The organism is Aromatoleum buckelii (genome assembly GCF_012910785.2).
Taxonomy (GTDB): Bacteria; Pseudomonadota; Gammaproteobacteria; order Burkholderiales; family Rhodocyclaceae; genus Aromatoleum; species Aromatoleum buckelii.
In genome coordinates this window covers 167,016-189,857 of sequence record NZ_WTVH02000010.1, presented here as the reverse complement: position 1 = coordinate 189,857, position 22,842 = coordinate 167,016, and the positions used below count along the sequence as shown (strand labels likewise).

Annotated in this window: 18 protein-coding genes; 9 read left to right on the top strand and 9 right to left on the bottom strand. The window is 68.3% G+C overall.

Annotated elements, in window-relative coordinates; translation table 11 throughout:
* Positions 1-292 precede the first annotated feature (292 nt).
* Entirely contained in the window at positions 293-907 is a 615-nt protein-coding gene (locus GO608_RS11565; protein ID WP_169199640.1) for a TetR/AcrR family transcriptional regulator, read from the bottom strand.
* A 162-nt stretch (positions 908-1,069) separates the two neighbouring features.
* On the opposite strand from GO608_RS11565, the gene GO608_RS11560 reads away from it, so the two are divergent.
* From GO608_RS11560 to GO608_RS11540, 5 genes are all read left to right on the top strand, one after another.
* A complete protein-coding gene (locus GO608_RS11560; protein ID WP_211159502.1) occupies positions 1,070-2,284 on the top strand; it encodes an efflux RND transporter periplasmic adaptor subunit in 1,215 nt (404 codons plus the stop codon).
* Between the two features lie 10 nt (positions 2,285-2,294).
* Positions 2,295-5,456: an efflux RND transporter permease subunit gene (locus tag GO608_RS11555; RefSeq protein WP_169199639.1), complete on the top strand. Its 3,162-nt coding sequence runs from the start codon at positions 2,295-2,297 to the stop codon at positions 5,454-5,456.
* Positions 5,456-6,886 carry an AdeC/AdeK/OprM family multidrug efflux complex outer membrane factor gene (gene adeC, locus GO608_RS11550; RefSeq protein ID WP_169199638.1) on the top strand — a complete coding sequence of 477 codons (1,431 nt, stop codon included), beginning with the start codon at positions 5,456-5,458 and terminating at the stop codon, positions 6,884-6,886. The genes GO608_RS11555 and adeC overlap by 1 nt, the downstream gene beginning before the upstream one ends.
* Positions 6,887-7,068: 182 nt before the next feature.
* The gene (locus tag GO608_RS11545) at positions 7,069-7,440 is read left to right on the top strand and encodes a DUF6152 family protein (protein ID WP_169199637.1); all 372 of its coding nucleotides are present in this window, start codon (positions 7,069-7,071) and stop codon (positions 7,438-7,440) included.
* Positions 7,441-7,448: 8 nt separating this feature from the next.
* On the top strand, positions 7,449-7,928 hold the full coding sequence (locus tag GO608_RS11540; protein ID WP_169199636.1) for a hypothetical protein: 480 nt from the start codon (positions 7,449-7,451) through the stop codon (positions 7,926-7,928).
* Between the two features lie 63 nt (positions 7,929-7,991).
* On the opposite strand, the gene GO608_RS11535 is transcribed toward GO608_RS11540, so the two are convergent.
* The 4 genes from GO608_RS11535 to GO608_RS11520 all read right to left on the bottom strand — a co-directional run bounded on the left by GO608_RS11535 (position 7,992) and on the right by GO608_RS11520 (position 13,838).
* Positions 7,992-8,528, bottom strand: a complete 537-nt coding sequence (locus GO608_RS11535) for a Dps family protein (protein WP_011236940.1) — start codon at positions 8,526-8,528, stop codon at positions 7,992-7,994.
* A gap of 140 nt (positions 8,529-8,668) precedes the next feature.
* Positions 8,669-11,437, bottom strand: coding sequence for an Hsp70 family protein (locus tag GO608_RS11530; protein WP_169199635.1), 2,769 nt, complete (start codon positions 11,435-11,437; stop codon positions 8,669-8,671).
* A 5-nt stretch (positions 11,438-11,442) separates the two neighbouring features.
* Positions 11,443-13,287 carry an Hsp70 family protein gene (locus GO608_RS11525; protein ID WP_169199634.1) on the bottom strand — a complete coding sequence of 615 codons (1,845 nt, stop codon included), beginning with the start codon at positions 13,285-13,287 and terminating at the stop codon, positions 11,443-11,445.
* Positions 13,284-13,838, bottom strand: a complete 555-nt coding sequence (locus tag GO608_RS11520) for a DUF2760 domain-containing protein (protein ID WP_169199633.1) — start codon at positions 13,836-13,838, stop codon at positions 13,284-13,286. The genes GO608_RS11525 and GO608_RS11520 overlap by 4 nt, the downstream gene beginning before the upstream one ends.
* Before the next feature lie 381 nt (positions 13,839-14,219).
* Between GO608_RS11520 and GO608_RS11515 the strand changes: the two genes are divergently transcribed.
* Positions 14,220-14,948 carry a glutathione S-transferase gene (locus GO608_RS11515; protein ID WP_169199632.1) on the top strand — a complete coding sequence of 243 codons (729 nt, stop codon included), beginning with the start codon at positions 14,220-14,222 and terminating at the stop codon, positions 14,946-14,948.
* On the opposite strand, the gene GO608_RS11510 is transcribed toward GO608_RS11515, so the two are convergent.
* Positions 14,945-16,573 carry an isovaleryl-CoA dehydrogenase gene (locus GO608_RS11510; protein ID WP_169199631.1) on the bottom strand — a complete coding sequence of 543 codons (1,629 nt, stop codon included), beginning with the start codon at positions 16,571-16,573 and terminating at the stop codon, positions 14,945-14,947. The genes GO608_RS11515 and GO608_RS11510 overlap by 4 nt on opposite strands.
* Before the next feature lie 163 nt (positions 16,574-16,736).
* Positions 16,737-18,092, bottom strand: a complete 1,356-nt coding sequence (locus GO608_RS11505; RefSeq protein ID WP_169200653.1) for an IS1182 family transposase — start codon at positions 18,090-18,092, stop codon at positions 16,737-16,739.
* A 101-nt stretch (positions 18,093-18,193) separates the two neighbouring features.
* Between GO608_RS11505 and GO608_RS11500 the strand changes: the two genes are divergently transcribed.
* The gene (locus GO608_RS11500) at positions 18,194-19,261 is read left to right on the top strand and encodes an NAD(P)/FAD-dependent oxidoreductase (RefSeq protein ID WP_247003081.1); all 1,068 of its coding nucleotides are present in this window, start codon (positions 18,194-18,196) and stop codon (positions 19,259-19,261) included.
* A gap of 69 nt (positions 19,262-19,330) precedes the next feature.
* On the opposite strand, the gene GO608_RS11495 is transcribed toward GO608_RS11500, so the two are convergent.
* Together GO608_RS11495 and GO608_RS11490 are read right to left on the bottom strand one after the other, a co-directional pair.
* The gene (locus GO608_RS11495) at positions 19,331-20,404 is read right to left on the bottom strand and encodes a tellurite resistance/C4-dicarboxylate transporter family protein (RefSeq protein WP_169199679.1); all 1,074 of its coding nucleotides are present in this window, start codon (positions 20,402-20,404) and stop codon (positions 19,331-19,333) included.
* Complete coding sequence (locus GO608_RS11490) at positions 20,401-21,912, bottom strand: extracellular catalytic domain type 1 short-chain-length polyhydroxyalkanoate depolymerase (protein WP_169199680.1); 1,512 nt, start codon at positions 21,910-21,912, stop codon at positions 20,401-20,403. The genes GO608_RS11495 and GO608_RS11490 overlap by 4 nt, the downstream gene beginning before the upstream one ends.
* A 297-nt stretch (positions 21,913-22,209) precedes the next feature.
* Here GO608_RS11490 and GO608_RS11485 point away from each other — a divergent pair, with 297 nt between their 5' ends.
* Entirely contained in the window at positions 22,210-22,449 is a 240-nt protein-coding gene (locus GO608_RS11485) for a type II toxin-antitoxin system VapB family antitoxin (protein ID WP_247003079.1), read from the top strand.
* Positions 22,446-22,829, top strand: coding sequence for a PIN domain-containing protein (locus GO608_RS11480; protein WP_169199681.1), 384 nt, complete (start codon positions 22,446-22,448; stop codon positions 22,827-22,829). Before GO608_RS11485 ends, GO608_RS11480 begins: the two co-directional genes overlap by 4 nt.
* Positions 22,830-22,842 lie beyond the last annotated feature (13 nt).

Below are 22,842 nucleotides of genomic sequence, written 5' to 3'. Positions count from 1 at the left end.
AATACACCTCGTCTGTGAATCCGGCGTTCGCCACCGCGGCGAGCGGACATCCGGCGCCGGACTTCCGACATCTGGCGTCCCGCCCTTCCGTGGCAGTGGGAACCCTTGATTCCGCTGGAGATATTCATCAAAGGACAGGAATCCGTTCCGCGCAACCCATGAAACTGAAACGTACCTGACGCGACTCAGTGCTGAAATACCTCGAAACAATGATTTTCATGCCCCACGGATATTCCGGAAGCAATTTCCGGCCGGCGCGGCTGCCCTCCACGGGCCGGGGAGAAGGCAGGAGTCAGGAATTCTGACTGAGCAGGTCGCGCAGCGCGCCCTGGAACAGCCGCACGACGACGCTGCGGTCGAGATCCGGGTTGCGGATGCTGCGGCTCGCGAGCCCTTCGAACATCGCAGCGAGCACTTCGATCATGCCGGCGATCGTCGCCTCGTCGTCATCATGGCCGCTCGCGCGGCGCATGTCGCGCAGCGTCAGCGCGAGGCTGTCACGGCACACGCGGTCGGCAGACCGGACGATCTCGGCGACATGCGGGTTGCGGGCCGCTTCGGCAAGGATCTCGAGATTGAGTCCCGCCGCACGCGGCTCGAGATTGCGCTCGACGCCGTCGGCGACGTGCTCGACCATCGCTTCTTTCATGTTGCACGCGGCACGCAGCGAAGCGGTCATCGCCAGGACATGTTCGAGATCCTGCGCGACGATCGCCGCGATGATCGCTTCCTTGTTTTCGAAGTAGTGATAGATATGCCCCGGACTCATGCCGGCGATTTTCGAGATCTGCGCGATGCTCGCACCGTGGAAGCCCTTGCTGCGAAAGCAGTCACCCGCGGCGGCGAGAATCTGCGCGCGGCGGACTTCGGCGCGCGGCTGGTCGGGAGGGGCGGAGTCGGGAGGCATTCGCAGGGTCTCCGGAAATATTGAAGAGGTCTTGCATCGATCTTGCACTGCGGAAAATCCTAACATAGAATGACCATTCTAGAATAAACATTCTATTTTTTGCACCCGACCCGAACGGGGCACACTTTCCAACACCGGCACCACCATTTCGAGAGGCGATTCATGGGGATCAACGGCAATCGGCTGTTCCGGCCAGTGGCCATCGCACTGGCAAGCGCCGTGCTGCTCGCCGCCTGCGGGAGCGACAAGCAACGGGGCTCGGCAGACGCCGCCGCACCCGCCGCACCTCCTGCGCCGACAGTGACCGTCGTCACCGTCCACACCGAAGCGGTGCCGCTTGTCGTCGAGCTGCCGGGGCGTACGGCGCCTTACCTGATCGCCGAAGTGCGGCCGCAAGTCACCGGCATCGTCAAGCAGCGCCCATTCACCGAAGGCAGCGACGTCAAGGCGGGTCAGGTGCTGTACCAGATCGACCCGGCGACCTATCAGGCCGCCTACGACAGCGCCAAGGCGAACCTCGCACGCGCCGAGGCGAATGTTTACGCCGCGCGCCTCAAGGCCGACCGCTATGCCGACCTGGTCAAGATCAACGCCGTGAGCAAGCAGGCCTTTGACGACGCGACGGCCGAACTACAGCAGGGCCAGGCTGAAGTCGCGGCCGCGAAGGCGGCGATCGAGAAGGCAAAAATCGACCTCGCCTTCACCCGCGTCACGTCGCCGATCGCCGGGCGCATCGGCCGTTCAGCGGTCACGCCGGGCGCACTGGTGACGGCGAACCAGAGTGAGGCCCTCGCCACCGTGCAGCAGCTCGACCCGATCTACGTCGACGTCACCCAGTCGAGCAGCGAGCTGCTCCGCATGAAGCGCGATCTGGCCGAAGGAAGGCTGCAACGGGCGAGTGGCGACACCGTGCCGGTGCGCCTGGTGCTGGAAGACGGCAGCGTCTTCGGCGCCGAAGGCAGGCTCGCGTTTTCCGAGGTGTCCGTCGATCCCGGCACCGGCAGCGTGACGCTGCGCGCGGTGTTCCCGAATCCGCGCGCCGAACTGCTGCCCGGGATGTATGTGCGGGCGCGGCTCTCGCAGGGCATCAAGAGCGACGCCGCGCTCGTGCCGCATGCTGCGCTCAGCCACGATCCGCGCGGCAACGCCCAGGTCATGGTCGTCGGTGGCGAAGGCAAGGTCGAGGCGCGCCGCGTCACCGCCGAACAGTCGCTCGGCGACAAATGGGTCGTGACCGCCGGCCTCGCCGACGGCGACCGGGTGATCGTCGAAGGCCTGCAGCGCGTGCGCCCCGGCGCGCAGGTGCAGGTGACCGAAGCCGGTGCCGCCCCTGCCGCCGCAGCGGCCGCTCCCCCTGCCGCCGCGCAGAAGAACTGAGGACGCGACGATGGCACGCTTCTTCATCGACCGACCGATTTTCGCGTGGGTCATCGCGATCGTCATCATGCTCGCCGGTGCGCTGTCGATCCTGACGCTGCCGGTGTCGCAATACCCGTCGATCGCCCCTCCGACAGTCGTCATCAACGCCAGTTATCCCGGCGCCTCGGCGAAAGCGGTGGAGGATTCGGTCACCCAGATCATCGAGCAGAAGATGACCGGCCTCGACGGGCTGCTGTACATGGCATCGGCGTCGGACTCCTTCGGCCGGGCCACAGTGACGCTGACGTTCGACGCCGGCATCAATCCCGATATCGCGCAGGTGCAGGTGCAGAACAAGCTGCAACTGGCCTTGCCGCTGCTGCCGCAGGCGGTGCAGCAGCAGGGCGTGCAGGTGGCGAAATCGTCACGCAACTTCCTGATGGTGATCGGCTTCGTGTCGCAGGACGGTAGTCTCAAGCAGGTCGACCTGGCGGACTTCCTCGTCTCGTCGGTACAGGACCCGCTGTCGCGCGTGACCGGCGTCGGCGAAGTGCAGGTGTTCGGCTCGCAGTACGCAATGCGGGTGTGGCTCGACCCGGCGAAGCTGATGAAGTTCGGGCTCACGCCAGGCGACGTCCAGGTCGCGATCCGCACGCAGAACAACGAGGTTTCGGCCGGCCAGCTCGGCGGCACGCCGGCGGTGGAGGGACAGGGTTTCACCGCGTCGATCACGGCGCAGAGCCGGCTGGAGACGGTCGGGCAGTTCGAGGACATCCTGCTGCGCAGTTCCGCGCAAGGCGGCGAAGTGCGCCTCGAGGACGTCGCGCGCATCGAGATCGGCGCCGAGAACTACGGTACCGTCGGCCGCTACAACGGCCAGCCCGCCGCCGCGATCGGCATCAAGCTCGCCGCCGGCGCGAACGCGCTCGATACCGCGGCTGCGGTGCGCGCGCGGCTCGACCAGCTCGTGCCGTACTTTCCCGCCGGCGTGAAAGTGGTGGTGCCTTACGACACCACGCCTTTCGTCGCGATCTCGATCCAGGGCGTCGTCAAGACGCTGCTCGAAGCGATCGCCCTGGTGTTCCTCGTGATGTACCTGTTCCTGCAGAACATCCGCGCGACGCTGATCCCGACGATCGCCGTGCCGGTGGTGCTGCTCGGCACTTTCGGCGTGATGGCGGCGTTCGGCTTCACGATCAATACGCTGACGATGTTCGGCCTGGTGCTCGCGATCGGCCTGCTCGTCGATGACGCGATCGTCGTCGTCGAGAACGTCGAGCGCGTCATGAGCGAAGAGGGCTTGCCGCCGAAGGAGGCGACGAAGCGCTCGATGGACCAGATCACCGGCGCGCTGGTGGGCATCGGCCTCGTGCTGTCGGCGGTGTTCATCCCGATGGCGTTCTTCGGCGGCTCGACCGGCGTCATCTACCGGCAGTTCTCGATCACCGTCGCCGCGGCGATGGCGCTGTCGGTGCTGGTCGCGATCATCTTCACGCCGGCGCTGTGCGCGACGATGCTCAAGCCGGTCGAGAAAGGCCACGAACACGGCGAAGGCGGCTGGTTCTCGGGTTTCTTCCACTGGTTCAACGGGATGTTCGCGCGCAACACGCGGCGCTACGAGTCGACTGTCGGGCGCATTCTGCACCGCAGCCTGCGCTTCCTCGCGATCTATCTGGCGATCATTGCCGTGCTCGCGCTGCTGTTCCTGCGCATGCCGACCTCGTTCCTGCCCGAAGAAGACCAGGGCGTGATGTTCAGCCAGGTCACGCTGCCGGCCGGCGCGACCCAGGATCGCACGCTGGCGGTGCTGAAGAAGGTCGAGGACCATTTCCTCGAGAACGAAAAGGACACGGTGCGCTCGATCTTCACCGTGGCCGGTTTCAGCTTCGGCGGCAGCGGCCAGAACATGGGCATCGCGTTCATCAACCTGCAAGACTGGGACGAGCGCGGTGAGCCGGGAATGGACGTCAAGTCCGTTGCCGGGCGCGCGATGGCCGCATTCGCGCAGATCCGCGAAGCGATGGTGTTCGCGTTCGTGCCGCCGGCCGTGCTCGAGCTCGGCACCGCGAGCGGTTTCAACGTCATGCTGCAGGATCGCTCCGGCCTCGGCCACGACGCGCTGATCGCCGCACGGAACCAGTTCCTCGGGCTCGCGGCGCAGGACAAGCGGCTCGTCGGGGTGCGGCCGAACGGCCAGGACGACATGGCCGAGTTCCAGATCGATATCGACCATGCAAAAGCCGGCGCGCTCGGCGTCTCGATCGCGGACATCAACGAGACGCTGTCGACCGCGTGGGGCGGCACCTACGTGAACGATTTCCTCGATCGCGGCCGCATCAAGAAAGTGTATCTGCAGGCCGACGCCGACGCGCGCATGAGCCCGGAGGACCTGTCGAAGTGGTACGTGCGCAACCGTCAGGGCGAGATGGTGCCGCTGTCGGCGTTCTCGACCGCGCACTGGGAATACGGTTCGCCGCGCCTGGAACGCTACAACGGCCAGCCGTCGGTCGAACTCCTCGGCCAGGCGGCGCCCGGGTTGTCGTCGGGCGACGCGATGGCCGCGGTCGAGGAGATCATCGCGAAGCTGCCTGCCGGCATCGGCTACGAATGGACCGGCACTTCATACGAGGAGCGCCGTTCCGGGGCGCAGGCGCCGGCGCTGTATGCGCTGTCACTGCTGGTCGTGTTCCTGTGCCTCGCCGCGCTGTACGAAAGCTGGTCGGTGCCGTTCGCGGTGATGCTGGTGGTGCCACTCGGCGTGCTCGGAGCGCTGTTGGCGGCGACCGGGCGAGGCCTGTCGAACGACGTCTATTTCCAGGTCGGCCTGCTCGCGACGATCGGCCTGTCGGCGAAGAACGCGATCCTGATCGTCGAGTTCGCGAAAGCGCAGATGGAGCAGGAAGGCAAGGAACTCGTCGCCGCGACGCTCGAAGCGGTGCGCATGCGGCTGCGCCCGATCCTGATGACTTCGCTCGCGTTCGGCCTCGGCGTGCTGCCGCTCGCGATCTCGAGCGGCGCCGGCTCCGGCAGCCAGAACGCGATCGGCACCGGCGTGCTCGGCGGCACGATCGCGGCGACCGTGCTCGGCATCTTCTTCATTCCGCTGTTCTACGTCGTGATCATGCGCATCTTCCGGAAAAAGCCGGCTCCGCCCGCAACCATCGCACCTGTCGCCGAGGAAGCCAAGTGATGACCCGACTGCGTATCCTGGCCGCCGCACTCGCCGCCACTGTCGCGAGCGCATGCTCGACGCTCGCGCCGGACTACCAGCGGCCGCCAGCGCCGGTTCCGGCGTCTTTCCCGCAGGCGCCGGAAACGGTTTCGGCAAGTGCTGTCGCGGCCGACGCCCTGCCGTGGCGCGATTTCTTCGCCGCCCCCGGCCTGCGCGAGCTGATCGCGCTGGCGCTCGACAACAACCGCGACCTGCGCGTGGCGGCCCTCAACATCGAGCGCGCCCGCGCGCAGTACCGCATCCAGCGCGCGGACCTGTTCCCGGCGATCGGCGCGAGCGGTGGCCAGAACGCGCAGCGCCTGCCGGCGGACCTCGTGCGCGGCAGCAGCGGCGGCAACGGCAACGGCGATGCGACGATCAGTCGGCAGTACAGCGCGACGATCGGCTTTTCGGTGTGGGAGCTGGATTTCTTCGGCCGCCTGCGCAGCCTCAACGAGCAGGCGCTGGAACTGTACCTCGGCACCGAGGAGGCGCGCCGCAGCGCGCAGATCAGCCTCGTCGCCGAAGTCGCGAACGCGTGGCTGACGCTCGCCGCCGACCGCGAACGCCTCGCGCTCGCGCGCAATACGTACCGGACGCGACAGGAGTCGTACGAGCTGACGCGGCGCAGCTTCGAGGCCGGCGCGGTGTCGGCGCTCGACCTGCGGCAGGCCGAGACGCTGCAGGAAGACGCGCGCGCCGACGCCGCCCGTTTCGCCGCGCTCGTCGCGCAGGACGAGAACGCGCTCGCGCTGCTCGCCGGCGCGCGCGTTCCGCCCGAGCTGCTGCCGCCGCAGCTCGCCGACACGATGATGACTGCAGTCGCCGAGTTGCCGGCCGGCGTGCCGTCCGAAGTCCTCGTGCGCCGCCCCGACATCCTCGAGGCGGAGCGCCAGCTGCGCGCGGCCAATGCCAATATCGGCGCAGCGCGCGCCGCGTTCTTCCCGTCGATCACGCTGACCGCGGTGGCCGGCAGCGCGAGCAGCACGCTCGACGGCCTGTTCTCGAGCGGCTCCGGCACGTGGAGCTTCGTACCGCAGATCCGCATCCCGATTTTCGAGGCCGGCCGCCTGCGCGCGAACCTCGACGTCGCCGAGATCCAGCGCGACATCAACGTCGCGCAGTACGAAAGGGCGATCCAGGGCGCGTTCCGCGAAGTCGCCGACGCACTGGCCGAGCGCGCGACCCTCGCCGAGCAGCTCGATGCGCGCCGCCGCCTCGTCGAAGCGACCGCCGAGAGTTTCCGGCTGTCCGAGGCGCGCTACAAAGGCGGCGTCGACAGCTACCTCGGCCTGCTCGATGCGCAACGCACGCTGTACGGCGCCCAGCTCCAGCTGATCGCCGTGCGCGAGTCCGACGCGGCGAACCGCATCGCGCTGTACAAGGCGCTCGGCGGCGGCTGGCAGTGAGGTTTTAGCGGCCGGGGACGGCGCGGCACCGACGTGGTGGCGCCCCTCGTGGCAACTTCCTGGCACGCGCCCCAGCCGGCGCGCATGGAATTGTCCGTCTGCCACGCGGTCGAAGCGCGACCGGGGAGGCGCACAGCAGCACGCGCAGCCCCGCGGGTCACGGTCCACTGGAGGGCGTCATCATGCGCATTCGATATCCCGGCCTCCTCGTCGCGTTCCTCGCCGCGCTCGCGGCGGCCGGCCCGGCGCTCGCGCACCACGGCTGGAACTGGGCCGAGCCCGACAACTCGGAGCTCACCGGGGTCGTGAAATCGGTGCGGCTCGGCAATCCGCACGGGCGCGTGACGCTCGATGTCGGCGGCGAGCAATGGGTCGCCGAAGTCGGCCAGCCGTGGCGCAACTCGCGCGCCGGACTGCGGGACGAGATGCTCGTCGAAGGTGTGCGAGTGACGATCTCGGGTCATCGCTCGGCGCGCCCCGGCGAGAAACTCATCAAGGCCGAGCGCGTGATCATCGGCGACACGACATACGACCTGTACCCTGACCGCGACTAGGGGCGCGAATGTTCGGCGAACTGCTCGCCGCGATCGATGCCTCGGCGCTGTCGGTCCATCTGCGGCATTCGATCTGGCTCTACCCGGTCGTTAGCGCCGCCCACATCCTCGGCATCGCGCTACTGGTCGGGGCGATCGTACCGATGGACGCGCGGCTGATCGGCGTGTGGCCGTCGCTGCCGGTGGCGCTGTTCGCACGCACGATCCTCCCGTTCGCGGCCAGCGGCTGCATCCTGGCGATCGGCACCGGCATGCTGCTGTTCATCGTGCAGCCCGCCGATTACGCCGCGCTGCCGGTGTTCTGGACCAAAATGGCGCTGGTGCTGGCGGGCGTCGCCAATGCACTCGTACTGCGGCGCAGCACGGCGTGGCGGCGCGGGATCGCGGAGACGACCGGCACGACGCAGGCGCTGCGGCTTTCCGGCAGCCTGTCGCTCGCGATCTGGCTCACGACGCTGTTTCTCGGCAGGCTCCTCGGTTTCCTGTGACGGACGGCGGCGTGCTAGCGCACCCTCGTGCCCTGCCAGCCGCCCCGGTTATCACAACGGCGTTCAGTCTTCGAGGAGGCTGCGCAGCATCCACGCGGTCTTTTCGTGGACTTCGAGGCGCTGCGTCAGCAGATCAGCGGTCGGCTGGTCGTTCGCGTCATCGACGACCGGGAACAGGCTGCGCGCGGTGCGCGCGGTCGCTTCCTGCGCGGCGACGAGGCTGCGGACCATGTCGAACGCTTTCGGCACCCCTTCGATTTCCTTGATCGACGCGCGCTCGACGAATTCCCGGTAGGTCCCAGGCGCGGGAAACCCGAGCGCGCGGATGCGCTCGGCGATCAGGTCGAGCGCCGTCCATTGCTCGGTGTATTGCTGCATGAACATCACGTGCAGCGTGTTGAACATGGGCCCGGTGACGTTCCAGTGGAAATTGTGCGTCATCAGGTAGAGCGTGTAGCTGTCGGCGAGCAGCGCCGACAGACCGTCCGCGATCTTCGCGCGATCATCCTCGCTGATTCCGATGTCGATCCGTGCCACCCCTCTTCCGAGCTTCTCCAGCTTGTCCTGTTTTTCCTGCTTGTCCTGCTTCTTCGATGCCATGCTGTTCTCCTTGTTGAAAGCAAACGAAACCGGGTGCATTGCACCTGCAGGACTATATACGGGATGCGGCGGCAGGGCACAGGACAAGGGCATTGCCGCGATGCGCGCAGCGAATGACGGCATGCCGTAGGGTTGCGGGTTCAGTGGTCGAGGAGCTGCAGCCCCGGCGGCAGCGCTTCGCCGAATGCACGCCATTTCTCGGCTTCCTCGAGCACGACGACTTCGCGCACCATCGCGGTCCAGCTCGGCGGTGCGTTGATCGCCGCGAGGCGCCGCGCCACTTCGTCACGCAGCTCGGCCGGCAGGTCGCGCGAGCGGTCGCCGGTCATGCGGGCGATCTGGGCTGCGGCGAACGCGGCCGGCTCGATGCGCTTCCAGTCGAGTGCGAGGATCGCGTCGAGCCAGCGCGTCGCCACGTCGGCCGGCACGACGTTGTGCGCGCTGCCGTACAGCGGCTCGCGCGCGCCGATGCGCCCGACCGCCCACCACGCGTTGTGCTTTTCCGCGGGTCTCTGCAGCCGCTCGATCAGCCATTCGCCGATCTCGATGCGATGTTCGACTTCGACCCGCTCGAGCGATGCGGCCAGCCGCACGAGATCCTCGAGGCTGCCGCGCGTCCCGAGCGGCTGGCGCGCGCGTCGCGCGGCGTCGTCGGCTTCGAGCTGTTCGCCCGCCGCCTGCAGCACGAGCAGCTGTTCGGCCGCACCCAGTCCGCCCGCCGCGCGCCGCCACAGCGTCCACCATTCCGACCAGTTCTGCCGCTCCCGCACGTACTGGATGCCCTGCCCGAACAGCGTCCACAGCTGCTCGACGCGCCAGTCGTCGAGCGGATAGCCGAGCCCGGGGCGCAGGCAGTAGCCGGCGAGGTTCAGCCACAGGCGTTCGTGCTCGGCCGAGCGGCGCCGGCGGCGCACACGCTCCCACAGCACGTCGAACAATGCGCGCAGCAGCGGCACGTCCCAGCTTTCGCGCTTGCCGAGCAAGTGGTCGAGCTGGCCGCGCAGCTGACGCACTTCCTTGCCGCTGAGGTCGTGCGAGCGCGAGCCGAAGACGCGGTCGACCGCTTCGACCGCGTCGGCGAAGCGCGGCGGCAGCGCCGCAACCGTCTCCGCCTGCGCCGCGCCGTCGCCGCGCAGCTGGAACGCCAGCAGCCAGCGGCGCGCGGGCTCGGCGATGCTGACGCAATGCATGTCGAGCGTGCCGACTTCGGTCATCGCGGCGACGATCCGCACCGGCACGTCGACCACAGCGCTGCCCGCCGACGGGATGACGGTCGCGATCGGCGGCAGGCGCACGAAGTCGTCGCCGACGAGGTCGACGAGGTCGCCGGCCCGATGCGGCGTGTCGGCAGCCGACGACACGAGGTGGAACTGCACCGGCTGGCCGAGCTTCAGCGCGAAGCTGCGCTCGGGCAGATGGACTTCGACGGCCTCTTCGGTGCCGCGCGGCAACACGCACACGCCGCGCCGCGACGGCCCCTCGCCGTCGATGACGAGGAAGTAGCTGCGCGGCGAACCGCCGCCGATGCGCGGCCCCTTCCCTGCGCGCACCAGCGCGTACGCGACGGCGCCGCGCGCGACCGCGACGTCCGGGTCGTCGTTGTGCAACAGGCGCAGCGCTTGGCCGCGCCAGCCGCCGAGCACGTGCTGCAGCCGTTCGCTGAGCGCATGCGAGCGGAACACACCGCCATTGAGCAGCACGGTGTCGGGCACCGGCAGCTCGGGCGCTTCGGGCGCATCCGCGCCGAGCGCTTCGCGCGACGCGGCCGCGTGCCGATCGAGAAACGCCGCGAGGTGGCGCGTAATCGCGGGATCGGCCGGATACGGCAGGCCGAATTCGACGATGCCGGCACGCCGCCGGGCCGGGCGCTGATCGGCACCGGCTCGAGGCAGGAAGCCGTCGACGATCAGGTGCTCGACTTCGTCGCGTGCGAGCTCGACCGAGCGCGCGCCGCCGACGAGCCGGCTGCCGGCCCCGAGCAGCGTCACCGTCGTGCGCTCGGGCGCGGCCGGGCCGAGCAGTTGCTCCTTCGCACCGCGGCAGCGCTGCAGGAGCTGCGAAAAGCGCGCCGCGGTGAGCTTGCTCTCGGCCGCGCCGAGGCGCGCTTCGACGACGTGCGCGAGCGCGAGATCCATGTTGTCGCCACCGAGCATCAGGTGGTCGCCGACGCCGATGCGGGTCAAGCGTGGTTCGCCGTCCTCGACGGCGACGCGGATCAGCGTGAAGTCGGTCGTGCCGCCGCCGACGTCGCAGACGAGGATCAGCCGCGTCGCCTCCAGTTCGGCGGCGAGGCTCGCGCGGTGGCGGAACAGCCAGTCGTAGCACGCCGCCTGCGGCTCCTCGAGGAGGCGCAGCGCCGGCAGCTGCGCGAGCCGTGCCGCTTCGAGCGTCAGCGCCCGCGCCCCTTCGTCGAACGACGCGGGCACGGTGAGCACGACCTGCTGTCGCTCCAGCGGCGCGTCCGGGAAGCACGCGTTCCACGCCGCACGCACGTGCGCGAGGTAGCTCGCGCTCGCCGCGACCGGCGACACTTTCGCGACGTCGTCGCCGGCGCCCCACGGCAGGATCGGCGCGCCGCGATCGACGCCGGCGTGCGACAGCCAGCTTTTCGCGCTCGCGACGAGCCGTCCCGGCACCTGCGCGCCGAGTTCGCGCGCGAGAGTGCCGACGACGACCGGCTCGACGCCGGCGACATCACTCACCGCCCACGGCAGCTGCAGGTCATCCGGGCTCAGCTCGCCCGGCGCCGGATGGTAGCGCAGCGACGACAGCAGCGGTTGCGCCGCGACTTCGCCCGGGGCGACGAGCTGATCGATCGGCAGCAGCGCGATATCGTCGTCGCCCGGCGCCGCGTACGCGACGACGGTGTTACTGGTCCCGAGGTCGATCCCGACGAGATAAGGCTTCACGGCATTCAGGACTGTCCGCCGCGCACGTCGAACGACACTTTCCAGCGCGCGCTGCCGTCCGCGGGCAGCGCTTCGAGCTCCAGCGTGCCGGCTTCGGTGACGCGCGCATGCAGCTTCACGCGCACGATCTCGCCCGCGGCGCGGCCTTCGGCCGGCAGGCTGGCCTCGATCTCCTCGAGCTCCTGCAGCTCGTCGGGCGCCCAGAAGTCGAGCAGCGTGCCGACTTCGTCCTGGCGCCGCACCGACGAACCGAAGAAGCGGAACCGTACCGGCTCGCCGACGACCAGGCCGAACTCCTGCGCCGGCAGCTGCGCTTCCGTCCCTTCCTCCATGCCGAACGGCGCCAGGCACAGCGCCTGGATCGGCGGCTCGACGCCCGGCACCGCCAGCATCGCGGACTCGACTGCGACGTAGTATGCCCGCGCAGTGCCGCCACGGATGCGCACGCCGCGCCCGCGCCGCACGTAGCCGTAATACGCGGCGCCGCGCGCGACCGCGAGATCGAGATCGGCGCGCTGCAGCACGCGAACCGGCGCGGCCCCTTCCGCTTCGAGCCAGCCGTCGAGCGTCGCCAGCACGCGGTCGGCGAGCAGCGCGGATTTGAACACGCCGCCGTTGAACAGCACCGCGGTCGGATGCAGGAAGCTCGCGTCGGTCGGATGAAGCGCGCCGAAACCTTCGAGCTCGGCGGTCGCGCCAAGCTGGCGGCCCAGAAACGCCGCGAGGTGGCGCGTGATCGCCGCGTCCTGCGCATACGGCAGGCCGAGCTGCGTGAGGCCGGCGCGGGCGCGCGCGAGCGGCCGGTCGCTGACCTGGGCAGGCGGGAAGAAGCCGTCCACGATCGTCGCGGTCAGCATCTCGCGGCCGAGTTCGGTGCGGATCGAGCCGCCGATGAGCTTCGAGCCGCGGCTCGGCACGACGATCGGCACGGCCTCGACCGTCGGGTCGCCGAGCAGCGTCTCCTTCGCGCCGCGGCACGCGTGCGCGAGCGCGCGCATCTGCCACGCATCGAGCTGCGTGCCCGCTGCCGCGAGGTTGCGCGCGACCGCGTACGCGAGCGCGAGATCCATGTTGTCGCCGCCGAGCAGGATGTGCTCGCCGACCGCGACGCGGTGCAGTTCGAGGTTGCCGTCGCGTTCGACGACGGCGATCAGCGACAGGTCGGTCGTGCCACCGCCGACATCGACGACGAGGATCACGTCGCCGGGCTTCGCCTCGTCGCGCCAGTGCCCTTCGCTCATCTGGATCCAGCTGTACAGCGCCGCCTGCGGTTCCTCGAGCAGCGTCATGTGACGGTAGCCGGCGCTGGCTGCGGCTTCGGCGGTCAGCTCTCGCGCGGCCGGGTCGAACGACGCCGGGATCGTCACCGTGATGTCCTGCTCGTCGAACGGCGCGTCGGGCTGCGCGTCGTTCCACGCGTCGCGCAGGTGCGCGAGGTAGCGGATCGACGCTTCGAGCGGCGAAATCCGCGCGACTTCGTCCGGCGCCTCGCTCGGCAGGATCGCCGCCTTGCGGTCGACGCCCGGATGGCACAGCCAGCTCTTCGCGCTCGACACGAGGCGGATCGGCGTGCCGGCGCCGCGCGAGCGCGCGAATTCGCCGACGACGTAGTCCTGCGCGCTCGCCCACGGCAGCGTCAGGTCGCCTTCGCCGAGCTCGTTCTCGTGCGGCAGGTAGAGGAAAGACGGCAGCAACGGCAGCGCCTCGACGGCGCCGGGAGCGGTCAGCTGAGGGATCTCCAGCACCTGCTGGGCGGCGTGTTCGCCGTCGCTGCCGGCAATGTCGACGTACGACAGCGCGCAGTGGGTCGTGCCGAGGTCGATGCCGATGACGAAACGCGGATCGCTCATAGCTCCACCTCCGCCTGCGCGATGATCGACGCGTCATGATGCTCGGCGAGCTTCGGCAGACGCGCATCGGTAACGCGCCAGCCGCGATGGCTGATCGTGCCGGTGAACGGCGGCTTGCCGACGACGTTGCCGGTGAGGCGGATCGCGGCGGCGTCGAATCCGTCGGCGAGCGTCACGCGACTACCTTCGGCGTCGGCGCGCACCGGCTCGATGCTGAAATGCTCGCCCAGCACTTTGCGACAGCCAGCGTGCACCAGCCGCGCCGCGCCGCCGACATCGGCGTCGGAATAGGCCGTGATGTCCTCCGCGACAAAATCGACGAGGCGCGCTTCCCGCTGCAGCATGCCGAGCAGCTGCAGCGCGGCCTCGTGCGGCACTTCGCGCAGTGGGCGAACGTCGGAGGGCGCTTCGGCGGCGGCCGGTGCCGCGAGGTCCGCCCCGGCGCGCAGGCGCATTACCTGCGCGGCGAAGTCGCGGTTGCCGATGATCGAGAAGAACGCGCCGAACGCGAGCGACAGTCGGCGCATGAAAGAGGGAGGGGTCTGATCCATGAAAAGGTCCTGTAGGTCCTGTGGTTGTCCGGCAACGGCGGGCTTGGATCGCGTCTCGGCGGCGGAACGAGCCCACGCCAGCGGCTCGTGCCCCGAGCGGCGGTAATGTCGCCCCCGCCGCGCCTTGCCTTCCCGTCCGGGAACCGTCCCGCCGGGCGCTGCAATTCAATTCGGTTGTCGCATCATTGGCCAGGCGGGCGAGCCGGCGCCAGGGATGGTGCGACGCAATATAGTCGATTCTTCGACCAGCGCCCACAATGACAGCGAGACCGGCCGGAAGCGCGCCAGCATGCGGATCGTACCATCGGGGCCGGCTCAGGGCGCCGGCCGCCGCACCACCGCCGACGCGGTTCGCGCCGATCACCGCGGGAGAACATCCTCATGCGCTACGAACTGTATTACTGGCCGTCGATCCAGGGGCGCGGCGAATTCGTTCGCCTGCTGCTCGAAGAAGCGGGTGCCGACTACGTTGACGTCGCCCGCCTGCCGGAGGAAAACGGCATGGGCCTGGCGGCGCTGCTGCGGCTGCTCGGCGGCGAATCGCTGGAACACGTGCCGTTCGCGCCGCCGTTCCTGAAAGCCGGCGACCTCGTGATCGGGCAGACCGCCAACATCCTGCTGTATCTCGGCCCGCGGCTCGGCCTCGCGCCGAAGACCGAGGCGGGGCGACACTGGGCGCACCAGCTGCAGCTGACGATCGCCGACCTCGTCGGCGAAATCCACGATACGCACCACCCGATCGCGAGCAGCCTGTATTACGAAGATCAGAAGCCCGAAGCGCTGCGCCGCGCGAAGGACTTCACGAAGAACCGGCTGCCGAAGTTCCTCGGCTATTTCGAGCAGGTCCGCGCGCAGAACAGCTTTCGCAGCGGCTACCTCGTCGGCGACACGCTGTCGTACGTCGACCTGTCGATGTTCCAGGTCGTCGCAGGCCTGCGCTACGCGTTCCCGCGCACGATGGCGCGCCTCGAACCGGGCTGCCCGGGTCTCGTCGAGCTTCACCGCCGCGTCGCCCGACGCCCGCGCCTCGCCGCGTATCTCGCGTCGGATCGCCGCCTGCCGTTCAGCGAAGAGGGCATTTTCCGCCACTACCCGGAGCTCGACCGTTAGGCCGGCCACGCCCGGTCGATCAGCGCGGCCGCGTCGGGCACCGCGAGCAGGCCGGCGACCTGCCCGGCCGGGCGGTTGAAGCGGCTGTCGATGAACGTCCCCGCGACATTCCCCGGCGCGTGCCGCAGCAGCAATCCCGCCTGCACGAGCAGGACCAGCTGCATCGCGACGCGGCGAGCGTGCCATTCGGCTTCGGCCGGCGCGCGCAGCGCATTTCCGAAGTCGCCGAGCGCCTGCACGAGCGCCGCTTCGCCGGCGAAGCCCTGCGACAGTTCCTGCAACAGCGCTTCGACTCCGTCCGGCTCGCGCGCGGCGGCGCGCAGCACGTCGAGGCACATGACGTTGCCGGAACCTTCCCAGATCGAGTTCACCGGCGCCTCGCGGTACAGGCGCGCCATCGGGCCGTCCTCGACGTAGCCATTGCCGCCCCACGCTTCCATGCATTCAGCTGTGAAGGTGATCGCGCGCTTGCAGATCCAGAACTTCGCCGCCGGCGTGACGATGCGCCGCCACGCGCGCTCCAGCGGATCGTCGTCAGCCTCGACCGCTTTCGCCAGGCGCATTGCGAGCATCGTCGCCGCTTCGCTTTCGAGCGCGAGTTCCGCGAGCACGTTGCGCATCAGCGGTTGCGCGACAAGCACGTTGCCGAACGCGGAGCGGTGGCGGGCGTGATGGATCGCTTCGACGAGCGCGCGGCGCATCAGCGCGGCGCTGCCGAGCACGCAGTCGAGCCGGGTCTGCGCCGCCATCTCCATGATCGTCGCGATGCCGCGCCCCTCGTCGCCGACCAGCGTGCCGAAAGCGTCCTCGAACTCGACTTCGGCCGACGCGTTCGAGCGGTTGCCGAGCTTGTCCTTGAGGCGCCGGATGCGCACGTTGTTGCGGCTGCCGTCGGGCAACCAGCGCGGCACGAAGAAGCACGACGGCCCCGCGCTGGCCTGCGCCAGCACCAAGTGCGCGTCGCACGTCGGGACCGAGAAAAACCACTTGTGCCCGATCAGCAGGTGGTCGCGGCTGCCGGCGGCGAGCGGGCGCGCTTCGGTCGTGTTCCCGCGCAGGTCGGAGCCGCCCTGCTTCTCGGTCATGCCCATGCCGATCATCACCGAGCGTTTGTCGGCGAGCGGCACGTCGCGCCCGTCGTAGTCGCGCGAGCGGAACTTGTCGGCGAGCGCGCCGAACAGCGCCGACTCGCGGCGCAGCACCGGGATCGACGCGAACGTCATCGTCACCGGGCACAGCGAACCCGCTTCCGCCTGGCCGTGCAGGAAGAACGACGCAGCCCGCGCGACGTGCGCGCCGGGGCGCGGCTCGAACCACGCCGAGCTGTGCACGCCGTCGGCATACAGCATCGCGAGCAGGCGCGACCACGCGGGGTGGAAATCGACGTCGTCGATACGCCGCCCACAGCGGTCGTACGCGACGAGCTCCGGCACGTGACGATCGACGAGTTCCGCGAGCCGCTGCGTGTCGGCGCTGCCCAGCACTTCGCCCTGACCGTGCAGCGCCTCGGCGTGCCACCCCGCGCCTTCGCGCACGACCGCTTCGCGCAGCGCGATGTCGGTGTCGAACAGGTTCCAGTCGCTCAGCACCGGTACCTGGTTGAAGACTTCATGAGTTCGCCACATGGGGGCCTCCCGCCGCGACGCTTTCGCCGTGCTTCAGCCTAGCAGTCCGTCGGACTACGCCACCCACGGTGGCGTAGTGTTCGCGATGCGAAACGTGAATCGGGCGTGAAGGCCGTTTTCACCGTCATTTTTGCGAGAATGCGCACGATTCCCCGCCGTTTCCTTACTGTGGACGCAATACGGCCATGCGCTTCAGATTCCACGCGAGGCAAACGAGGCTCCATTCGTTCGTCACGTTGTCGAGGCCGCGCAGCAGAAACTGCCGGAAGCCCATCACCGACTTGATGATGCCGAACACCGGCTCGACGGTTTGTTTGCGCAGGGCATAAGCCGCGCGTCCGGCACGTGTCTTCAACCGGTGCTTCATCGTCTCGACCGCCGAGGCCCCCGCGGCCAGCGGTTCGGGTTCGCTGAAACGTTCCCGCCAATCCGGATGATGCGCGTCGCGCTTGACCGCGATCAGCGGTTCGATCTTCGCGGTGACGCACGCCGTGACGTTCTTCTCGCTGTAGTAACCGGTGTCGGCGAGCCAAATCGCCGGCTGATTCAACCCCTCGGGATTGGCCTGGACCTTCGCCAGCATCGGCTCGATCTGTTCCTTGTCGTTGGTCGCCTGGGTCACGTGAGTGGCGAGGATGAGCATCGATTCGGTATCGACCACCGCCTGCGCGTTGTAGCTCTGCTCGAATCCGCCACCCGCGACCGGCATGATCCGGGACTCTTCGTCGGTCAGATTGATCTGGTCGTCGGCGCGGGGCCCGGCTTGCGGCGGTTTCGGCCCTTTGCCCTTGGACTTCTTGCCCGTTTCGGCTTCCTTCTTTGCGCGGGCGGCGAGCTTCGCCTGGTGCTCGGCCTGTTCGCGTGCGAAGCGCTCCGCGGCACGCGCTTCGATCTTCGCTTTCGCTTCCGCGATCGCCGCCAGCCGGTCTTCCCGGCGGCGGATTTCCTCGGGCAGCTTCACCCCGTCCGGCAGCGAGGATTGATCGGCCGCCTCGGCCAGCTTCATGAGCTCCTGCACCTCGGCCTTGAGCTGCGCCTCGATCGTCCGTGCGTGCCCATAGGAGAGCGCACTGTGCCGGCTCGCGTTGGCGTGGATCTTGGTCCCGTCCAGACTCACCGTGCCAAAGCGCGAGAGCTGGTTCTCGCGCGCCACCTGCAGCACCTGGACAAAGGCCGCTTCGAACTCCCCGCCGAAGCGCTTCCTGAAATTGGCCAGCGTGTCGTGATCCGGATGCCGATTGCAGGCGATGAACCGGAAGGCGAGCGAGTCATACGTCGCCCGCTCGATCTTGCGGCTCGAGAAGGTCCCGGTAGCGTAGCCGTAGATCAGCAGCGCGAGCAGCGTTGCCGGATGATAGGCGTCGCTGCCTCGTCCCGCGTATGCCCGCTCGATCGCCGACAGATCCAGCTGCTCGACGACGTCCACCACGTACCGCGCCAGATGCGCTTCCGGCAACCACTCCTGCACCGAGGGCGGCAGCAGAAAGTCAGTGTCCCGGTCTATCGGGTGGAAAGCCATTTCCGCAAATCCCGTCAGTTCGCCTGGCTATGATTATCGCCTATCCCGCTCAAAGTCCGACACGCTGCTAGAACGCGGCCGCAGCGCATGTCCACCTGCGCATGGCCGCCCGCTTCATGGCGTGTGATGCGGCGGAGTCCACGTTCGTGTTTCTCGACCGAGGTCCTGAAGGCGGCGCGGAGAGCTTTTTGCTTCGGCTGCTGGCGCGAGGTTCTTGTTGCCACCTCTCGGGCGGGCAGGCCGACGCAAATCATCAAATACGGGGAGCGAGCATGGCGGATATCTACGATGCCTTGGTGATCGGCGGCGGGCCGGGCGGCCTGACCGGAGCGCTCTACCTGGCGCGCTTTCGCCGCCGCGTCCGGGTCGTCGATGACGGTTGCAGCCGGGCTACGCGTATCCCCCGCTCCCACAACATGCCAGGCTATCCGCACGGCGTTCCCGGCAGCAAGCTGGTGGCGGCCATCCGCAAACAGGCCGAATCTTATGGCGCGGAACTTTCCGTCGGCCGCGTCGAGAGGTTGGAGCGGGTGGCGCCGGGCTTCGCCGCCGTTCTGGCGGATGGCACCCGCCTGTCGGCCCGTACCGTCCTGCTGGCGACGGGCGTCTCCGACGTCGAACCGGATCTCCCGCACCTGGTCGAAGCGGTACGTACCGGCGCACTGCGCTATTGCCCGGTCTGCGACGGCTACGAAATCATCGACAAAGCGGTCGGCGTACTCGCCGCCAGCGAAGCCGGCATCCGCGAAGCGCTTTATCTGCGCAATTTCACCGCCCGCCTGCACGTTTTCCGGGTATCGCACGACTTCCGCATCGAAGAGCATTCCGACCGCCTGGCCGAAGCCGGCATCTGGTGGGCTCCCGAGCCTGTCGACAGCCTGCGCCTATGGGACGCAGAAGTCCGCATACGTCACGGCGCGGCCGAAACCAGCTGCGACTCGGTGTATAGCGCGTTGGGTACGCGCATCCACGCGGAACTTTCGATGGGCGCCGACACCGATGAAGCCGGTTATCTCCTCACCGACCGCCACCAGAAAACCAGTATCGACGGTCTTTATGCCGCGGGCGACGTCGCACAGGGTCTGAACCAGATCAGCGTCGCCGCCGGCGGCGCCGCGATCGCCGCTGCCGCGATCCACCTCGCGCTGGCACCCGGGTGGCGCAAATGAAACTTTTGCATTTCCCGCGACTTATTTCTGAACGAATTTTTCCGTCGCAGGAGACGGGGAATAGGCTCGCTAACCACGGGGAGTGCCAAGGCGGCGCCACAGGTCGCGCACGACGCCGACGAACGCGGCGGTCCAGGCGGCGAGCGCGGCATACAGGAAGATCGGCGGCACGAAGCCGAGGAAATCGAACGCCAGCGCGCCCGCCATCTGCTGCGTGCTCGCAGCGTACATGCCGAGCGGGAAGACCGCGCCCCAGTACAGCGGGTCGTACTTCAGCGGGAAGCGTTTATAGACATGTCGCCACAGCCCGAGGATCAGCAGCATCGGGATCCACCACGTGCCCGTCGCCCAGTAAAACACCGTGAACCCTTTGAGGAACGGCAGCAGCGAACGCAGGAAAGGCGCGTCGGGAGCGTTCACGATCAGCAGCGAGCCGGCCAGCGTCGAGATCGCCATCGCGCCCATGTTGATCCAGTACGGCGGCGCGAGGTCGCCGGGGGAGAACAGGAAGAACGTGTAGCGGTAGAAGATCAGCGACATCATCCAGATGTAGAGCATGCCGCCCCACAGCCACATCGACAGCGCGAGGAAGTTCAGCTCCAGCCGGTAAGGCTGCTCGAGGTGGTTCGCGAGCAGCGCGCCGAGCACTGCGATCGACTGCGTCGCGACCACCGCGAGCAGCCAGCCGCCGCTGATGCCGCGGTCGAGCGTCGGCTTCTGCTCCTTGACGGTGAAAGCCGTGAAGATCGTGTAGGTCAGCCCGATCCACAGCGCGATCGCGACGAACCACAGCGCGAGCCCGGCCGCTTCGCTGTCCGCGAGGATCAGGAACTGGCTGCCGAGGATGCCGGACGCGGCGACCGCGGTGAAGAAGCCGGGCCCGCGCAGGTGATCGACCATGTCGCCGAAGAAGCGCTGCGGAAAGCGGATCATGCGCAGCACGAACAGCGCCGCGATGACTCCATAGATGCCGACGTTGAGGACGAACAGCGCGTGCGCGAGGCGCGGCAGCGCGAGGAGATGCGCGCCCAGCGAGATGATCCCGGTCGCCATGACCATGCCGAAGTACGCCGGAGACATGCCTTCGAGATCCTGCAGGAGGCGTGCGCCGGCAAGCGTGCGTGCTGCCGGAGCGGCGGTCATTCTGCGCACCCCTGCGGCGGGTGCGCGTACCACCTGCCCGGTTCGCCTTCGTACAGCGTGACACTCGACCAGAAGTTCCAGCTGAAGCCGATGTCCTGCCGGTCGCCGGTGGACAGCGCATGGGCGAAGAACCAGCCGTCGGCGGTGGCGCGGCCGGCAATCACGTGCCCGCCCGGCGAGGCCGTTGCCTGCGCGCAGCTCATGCCGGAACCGCCGCGCGCGACGACTTCGACCGCGCGGCTCGCCGACGCCGTGTTGCCGGCGCTGTCGGTCGCGCTATAGGTGCACGCGTAGCGGCCCGGCCGGGCCGTATCGACGCTGCTGCAATCGGCGCTGACCGCGAGTTCGCCGTCCTCGGGGTCGGCGACGCTCGCACCCGGATCGACGAACGTCTGCCCCTCTTCGAGGCGCAGCGGGTTCGCGCCGGCGATCGTGATGCGCGGGCCGCCGGGTTGGGCGGCGCCCGCGCGCGGATGGCGCTCGAAGAAATTCCACGCGATGTCCGGAAAGCTGGGCCCGTGCCGGATCGACCATTTGCCGTCCCGCCCCTGCTCGCCGCCGATCCAGTAGTGGCCATGGTCGGTGTCGGACGGGTTCGGCGTCGCCTGCGGACCGTCGTAGAACACCGTCTCGACGATCGAGCGGCTCGCGGTGGCGCCGTTCGTCGTGAAGACGGAATGCCGGCAGCCGTAGTCGTCGTCGCCGAACACCGGCGTGCACGGCATCTGGCGCGCCATCGCCGTCGCCGGCGTATCGTGTCCGGCCGAGCCGAACACCGTCAACTGCGCGTCGCGCAGCGCGCGACCGGCTGGCTGGACGACCGTGCAGTCGGCGTTGTTCTGCACCACCAGCAGCGGGATCGGGTAAGGGTCATCGATTTCGGCCTGCATGTCGGCGACGACGCGGCTCACCGGATGGAACGTCGCCCGCCCCGGGCACTGCCCCGACAGCGACACCGACGCCGAGTCCTCGCCATACGGAATGCCGGCCACGCTCGCCGCGGCCGCCCAATACTCGTTGTGCGCGACCGCCGCGACCACTGTCATCGCCCCGCCCGACGACAGGCCGGTGATGTAGCGTCGCGCCGGGTCGATGTCGAAATTGCCCTCGACTTCGCGCGCGATGCGATGCAGATCTTCCGGCTCGCCGCGCCCTTCGTGCTGGTGCGCGTCGAACCAGAACCCCCAGCAGTTGCTGTTGCGCAGCCCGTCGTAGCTGGTGATGCGCGGCGCGACGAGGATGAAGCCGTAGCGTTCGGCTGCGGCGGCGAGCCCCCAGTCGCGCAGCACGTCTTCCTCGGTCTGCTGGCAGCCGTGCAGCGCCATGACCAGCGGCGCCGGCCCGCTCAGACCGTCCGGGACATAGACTTTGTACTGCCGGTCGCGCGAGCCGGAATAGTCCTGCGCGCGGAACGTGAAAGCTTCGGTCGTGCCGGCGATCGCCGCCGTGCCACCCACAACCAGCAGCACCGCAGCCAGCGCATTTCGCCACACCCGTTTTACGCGCATCGACACACCTCCCTGAGGCTCGCCGCGGAAGATCCGCGGGCAGTTCGTCATCTCGCGCGTCCCGCCGGGCCGTGCCCCAGACTCCGACGCGCCGGCCACTGCGCTCCCGGCCTGCGCTTTCACTGTAACCCAACGTGCGTATTGACACAGTTTTGCGTCGCTTTTGACCCATCGCACACCGGTATCGTGGTGCTCAACGTGGTGCACGCGGCGAGGAAGTTTCCTCACTGATTACGCCGGGCCACCTCGAACTCGCCATGGGCACCTCTTGCACCGCTCGTGGAGATGCGTATAGTGATGCACAATGGCATCTTTAATGATGATGGTGCGCGGATGAGAACGACTGTTACGATCGATGATGACCTGTACGAAAAGGCCCTGGAAGTTGCCGACCCGGCCATGGACCGGGCCGATCTCTTCCGCGAGGCGATGAAAACTTTCGTTCGGGTACAAGCCGCCAAGCGTCTTGCTGCGCTGGGTGGCACCGTGCCGGAGATGCAGGATGTGCCGCGACGGCGCGGCGAGACCTCGCAATGAAAGGCGTCCTGGTCGACACCTCGGTATGGGTTGACCACTTCCGACAACGCAATGATGTCCTGGTGGACTTGCTCGATCGGGACCTGGCGCTCACGCATCCAATGGTCCTGGTCGAACTGGCGTGCGGAACACCCCCTGCACCGCGGGCTCGAACACTCGGCGACATAGGACTGCTTCAACAGACGCAACAGGCGAGTTTGCGCGAGGTGATGGACTTCATTGAACGCGAAAAACTCCATGGGCTTGGGTGCGGGCTGGTTGAAACGGTTTTGTTGGCGTCAACGCTGATCACACCGGGCGCAGAGCTGTGGACGCTGGACAAGCGCCTGGCCACGCTGTCAGAACGGTTCGGCGTGATGCACCAACCGATCTCACGCTAGAAGCGGCCGGCAA

Coding starts and splice junctions, on each gene's coding strand:
- GO608_RS11500 (WP_247003081.1), top strand. CDS start 18,194: ATGGCCGCCCGCTTCATGGCGTGTGATGCGGCGGAGTCCACGTTCGTG.
- GO608_RS11540 (WP_169199636.1), top strand. CDS start 7,449: ATGTTCGGCGAACTGCTCGCCGCGATCGATGCCTCGGCGCTGTCGGTC.
- adeC (WP_169199638.1), top strand. CDS start 5,456: ATGACCCGACTGCGTATCCTGGCCGCCGCACTCGCCGCCACTGTCGCG.
- GO608_RS11545 (WP_169199637.1), top strand. CDS start 7,069: ATGCGCATTCGATATCCCGGCCTCCTCGTCGCGTTCCTCGCCGCGCTC.
- GO608_RS11555 (WP_169199639.1), top strand. CDS start 2,295: ATGGCACGCTTCTTCATCGACCGACCGATTTTCGCGTGGGTCATCGCG.
- GO608_RS11505 (WP_169200653.1), bottom strand. CDS start 18,092: ATGGCTTTCCACCCGATAGACCGGGACACTGACTTTCTGCTGCCGCCC.
- GO608_RS11480 (WP_169199681.1), top strand. CDS start 22,446: ATGAAAGGCGTCCTGGTCGACACCTCGGTATGGGTTGACCACTTCCGA.
- GO608_RS11565 (WP_169199640.1), bottom strand. CDS start 907: ATGCCTCCCGACTCCGCCCCTCCCGACCAGCCGCGCGCCGAAGTCCGC.
- GO608_RS11520 (WP_169199633.1), bottom strand. CDS start 13,838: ATGGATCAGACCCCTCCCTCTTTCATGCGCCGACTGTCGCTCGCGTTC.
- GO608_RS11490 (WP_169199680.1), bottom strand. CDS start 21,912: ATGCGCGTAAAACGGGTGTGGCGAAATGCGCTGGCTGCGGTGCTGCTG.
- GO608_RS11485 (WP_247003079.1), top strand. CDS start 22,210: ATGCACAATGGCATCTTTAATGATGATGGTGCGCGGATGAGAACGACT.
- GO608_RS11510 (WP_169199631.1), bottom strand. CDS start 16,573: ATGTGGCGAACTCATGAAGTCTTCAACCAGGTACCGGTGCTGAGCGAC.
- GO608_RS11495 (WP_169199679.1), bottom strand. CDS start 20,404: ATGACCGCCGCTCCGGCAGCACGCACGCTTGCCGGCGCACGCCTCCTG.
- GO608_RS11535 (WP_011236940.1), bottom strand. CDS start 8,528: ATGGCATCGAAGAAGCAGGACAAGCAGGAAAAACAGGACAAGCTGGAG.
- GO608_RS11515 (WP_169199632.1), top strand. CDS start 14,220: ATGCGCTACGAACTGTATTACTGGCCGTCGATCCAGGGGCGCGGCGAA.
- GO608_RS11560 (WP_211159502.1), top strand. CDS start 1,070: ATGGGGATCAACGGCAATCGGCTGTTCCGGCCAGTGGCCATCGCACTG.
- GO608_RS11525 (WP_169199634.1), bottom strand. CDS start 13,287: ATGAGCGATCCGCGTTTCGTCATCGGCATCGACCTCGGCACGACCCAC.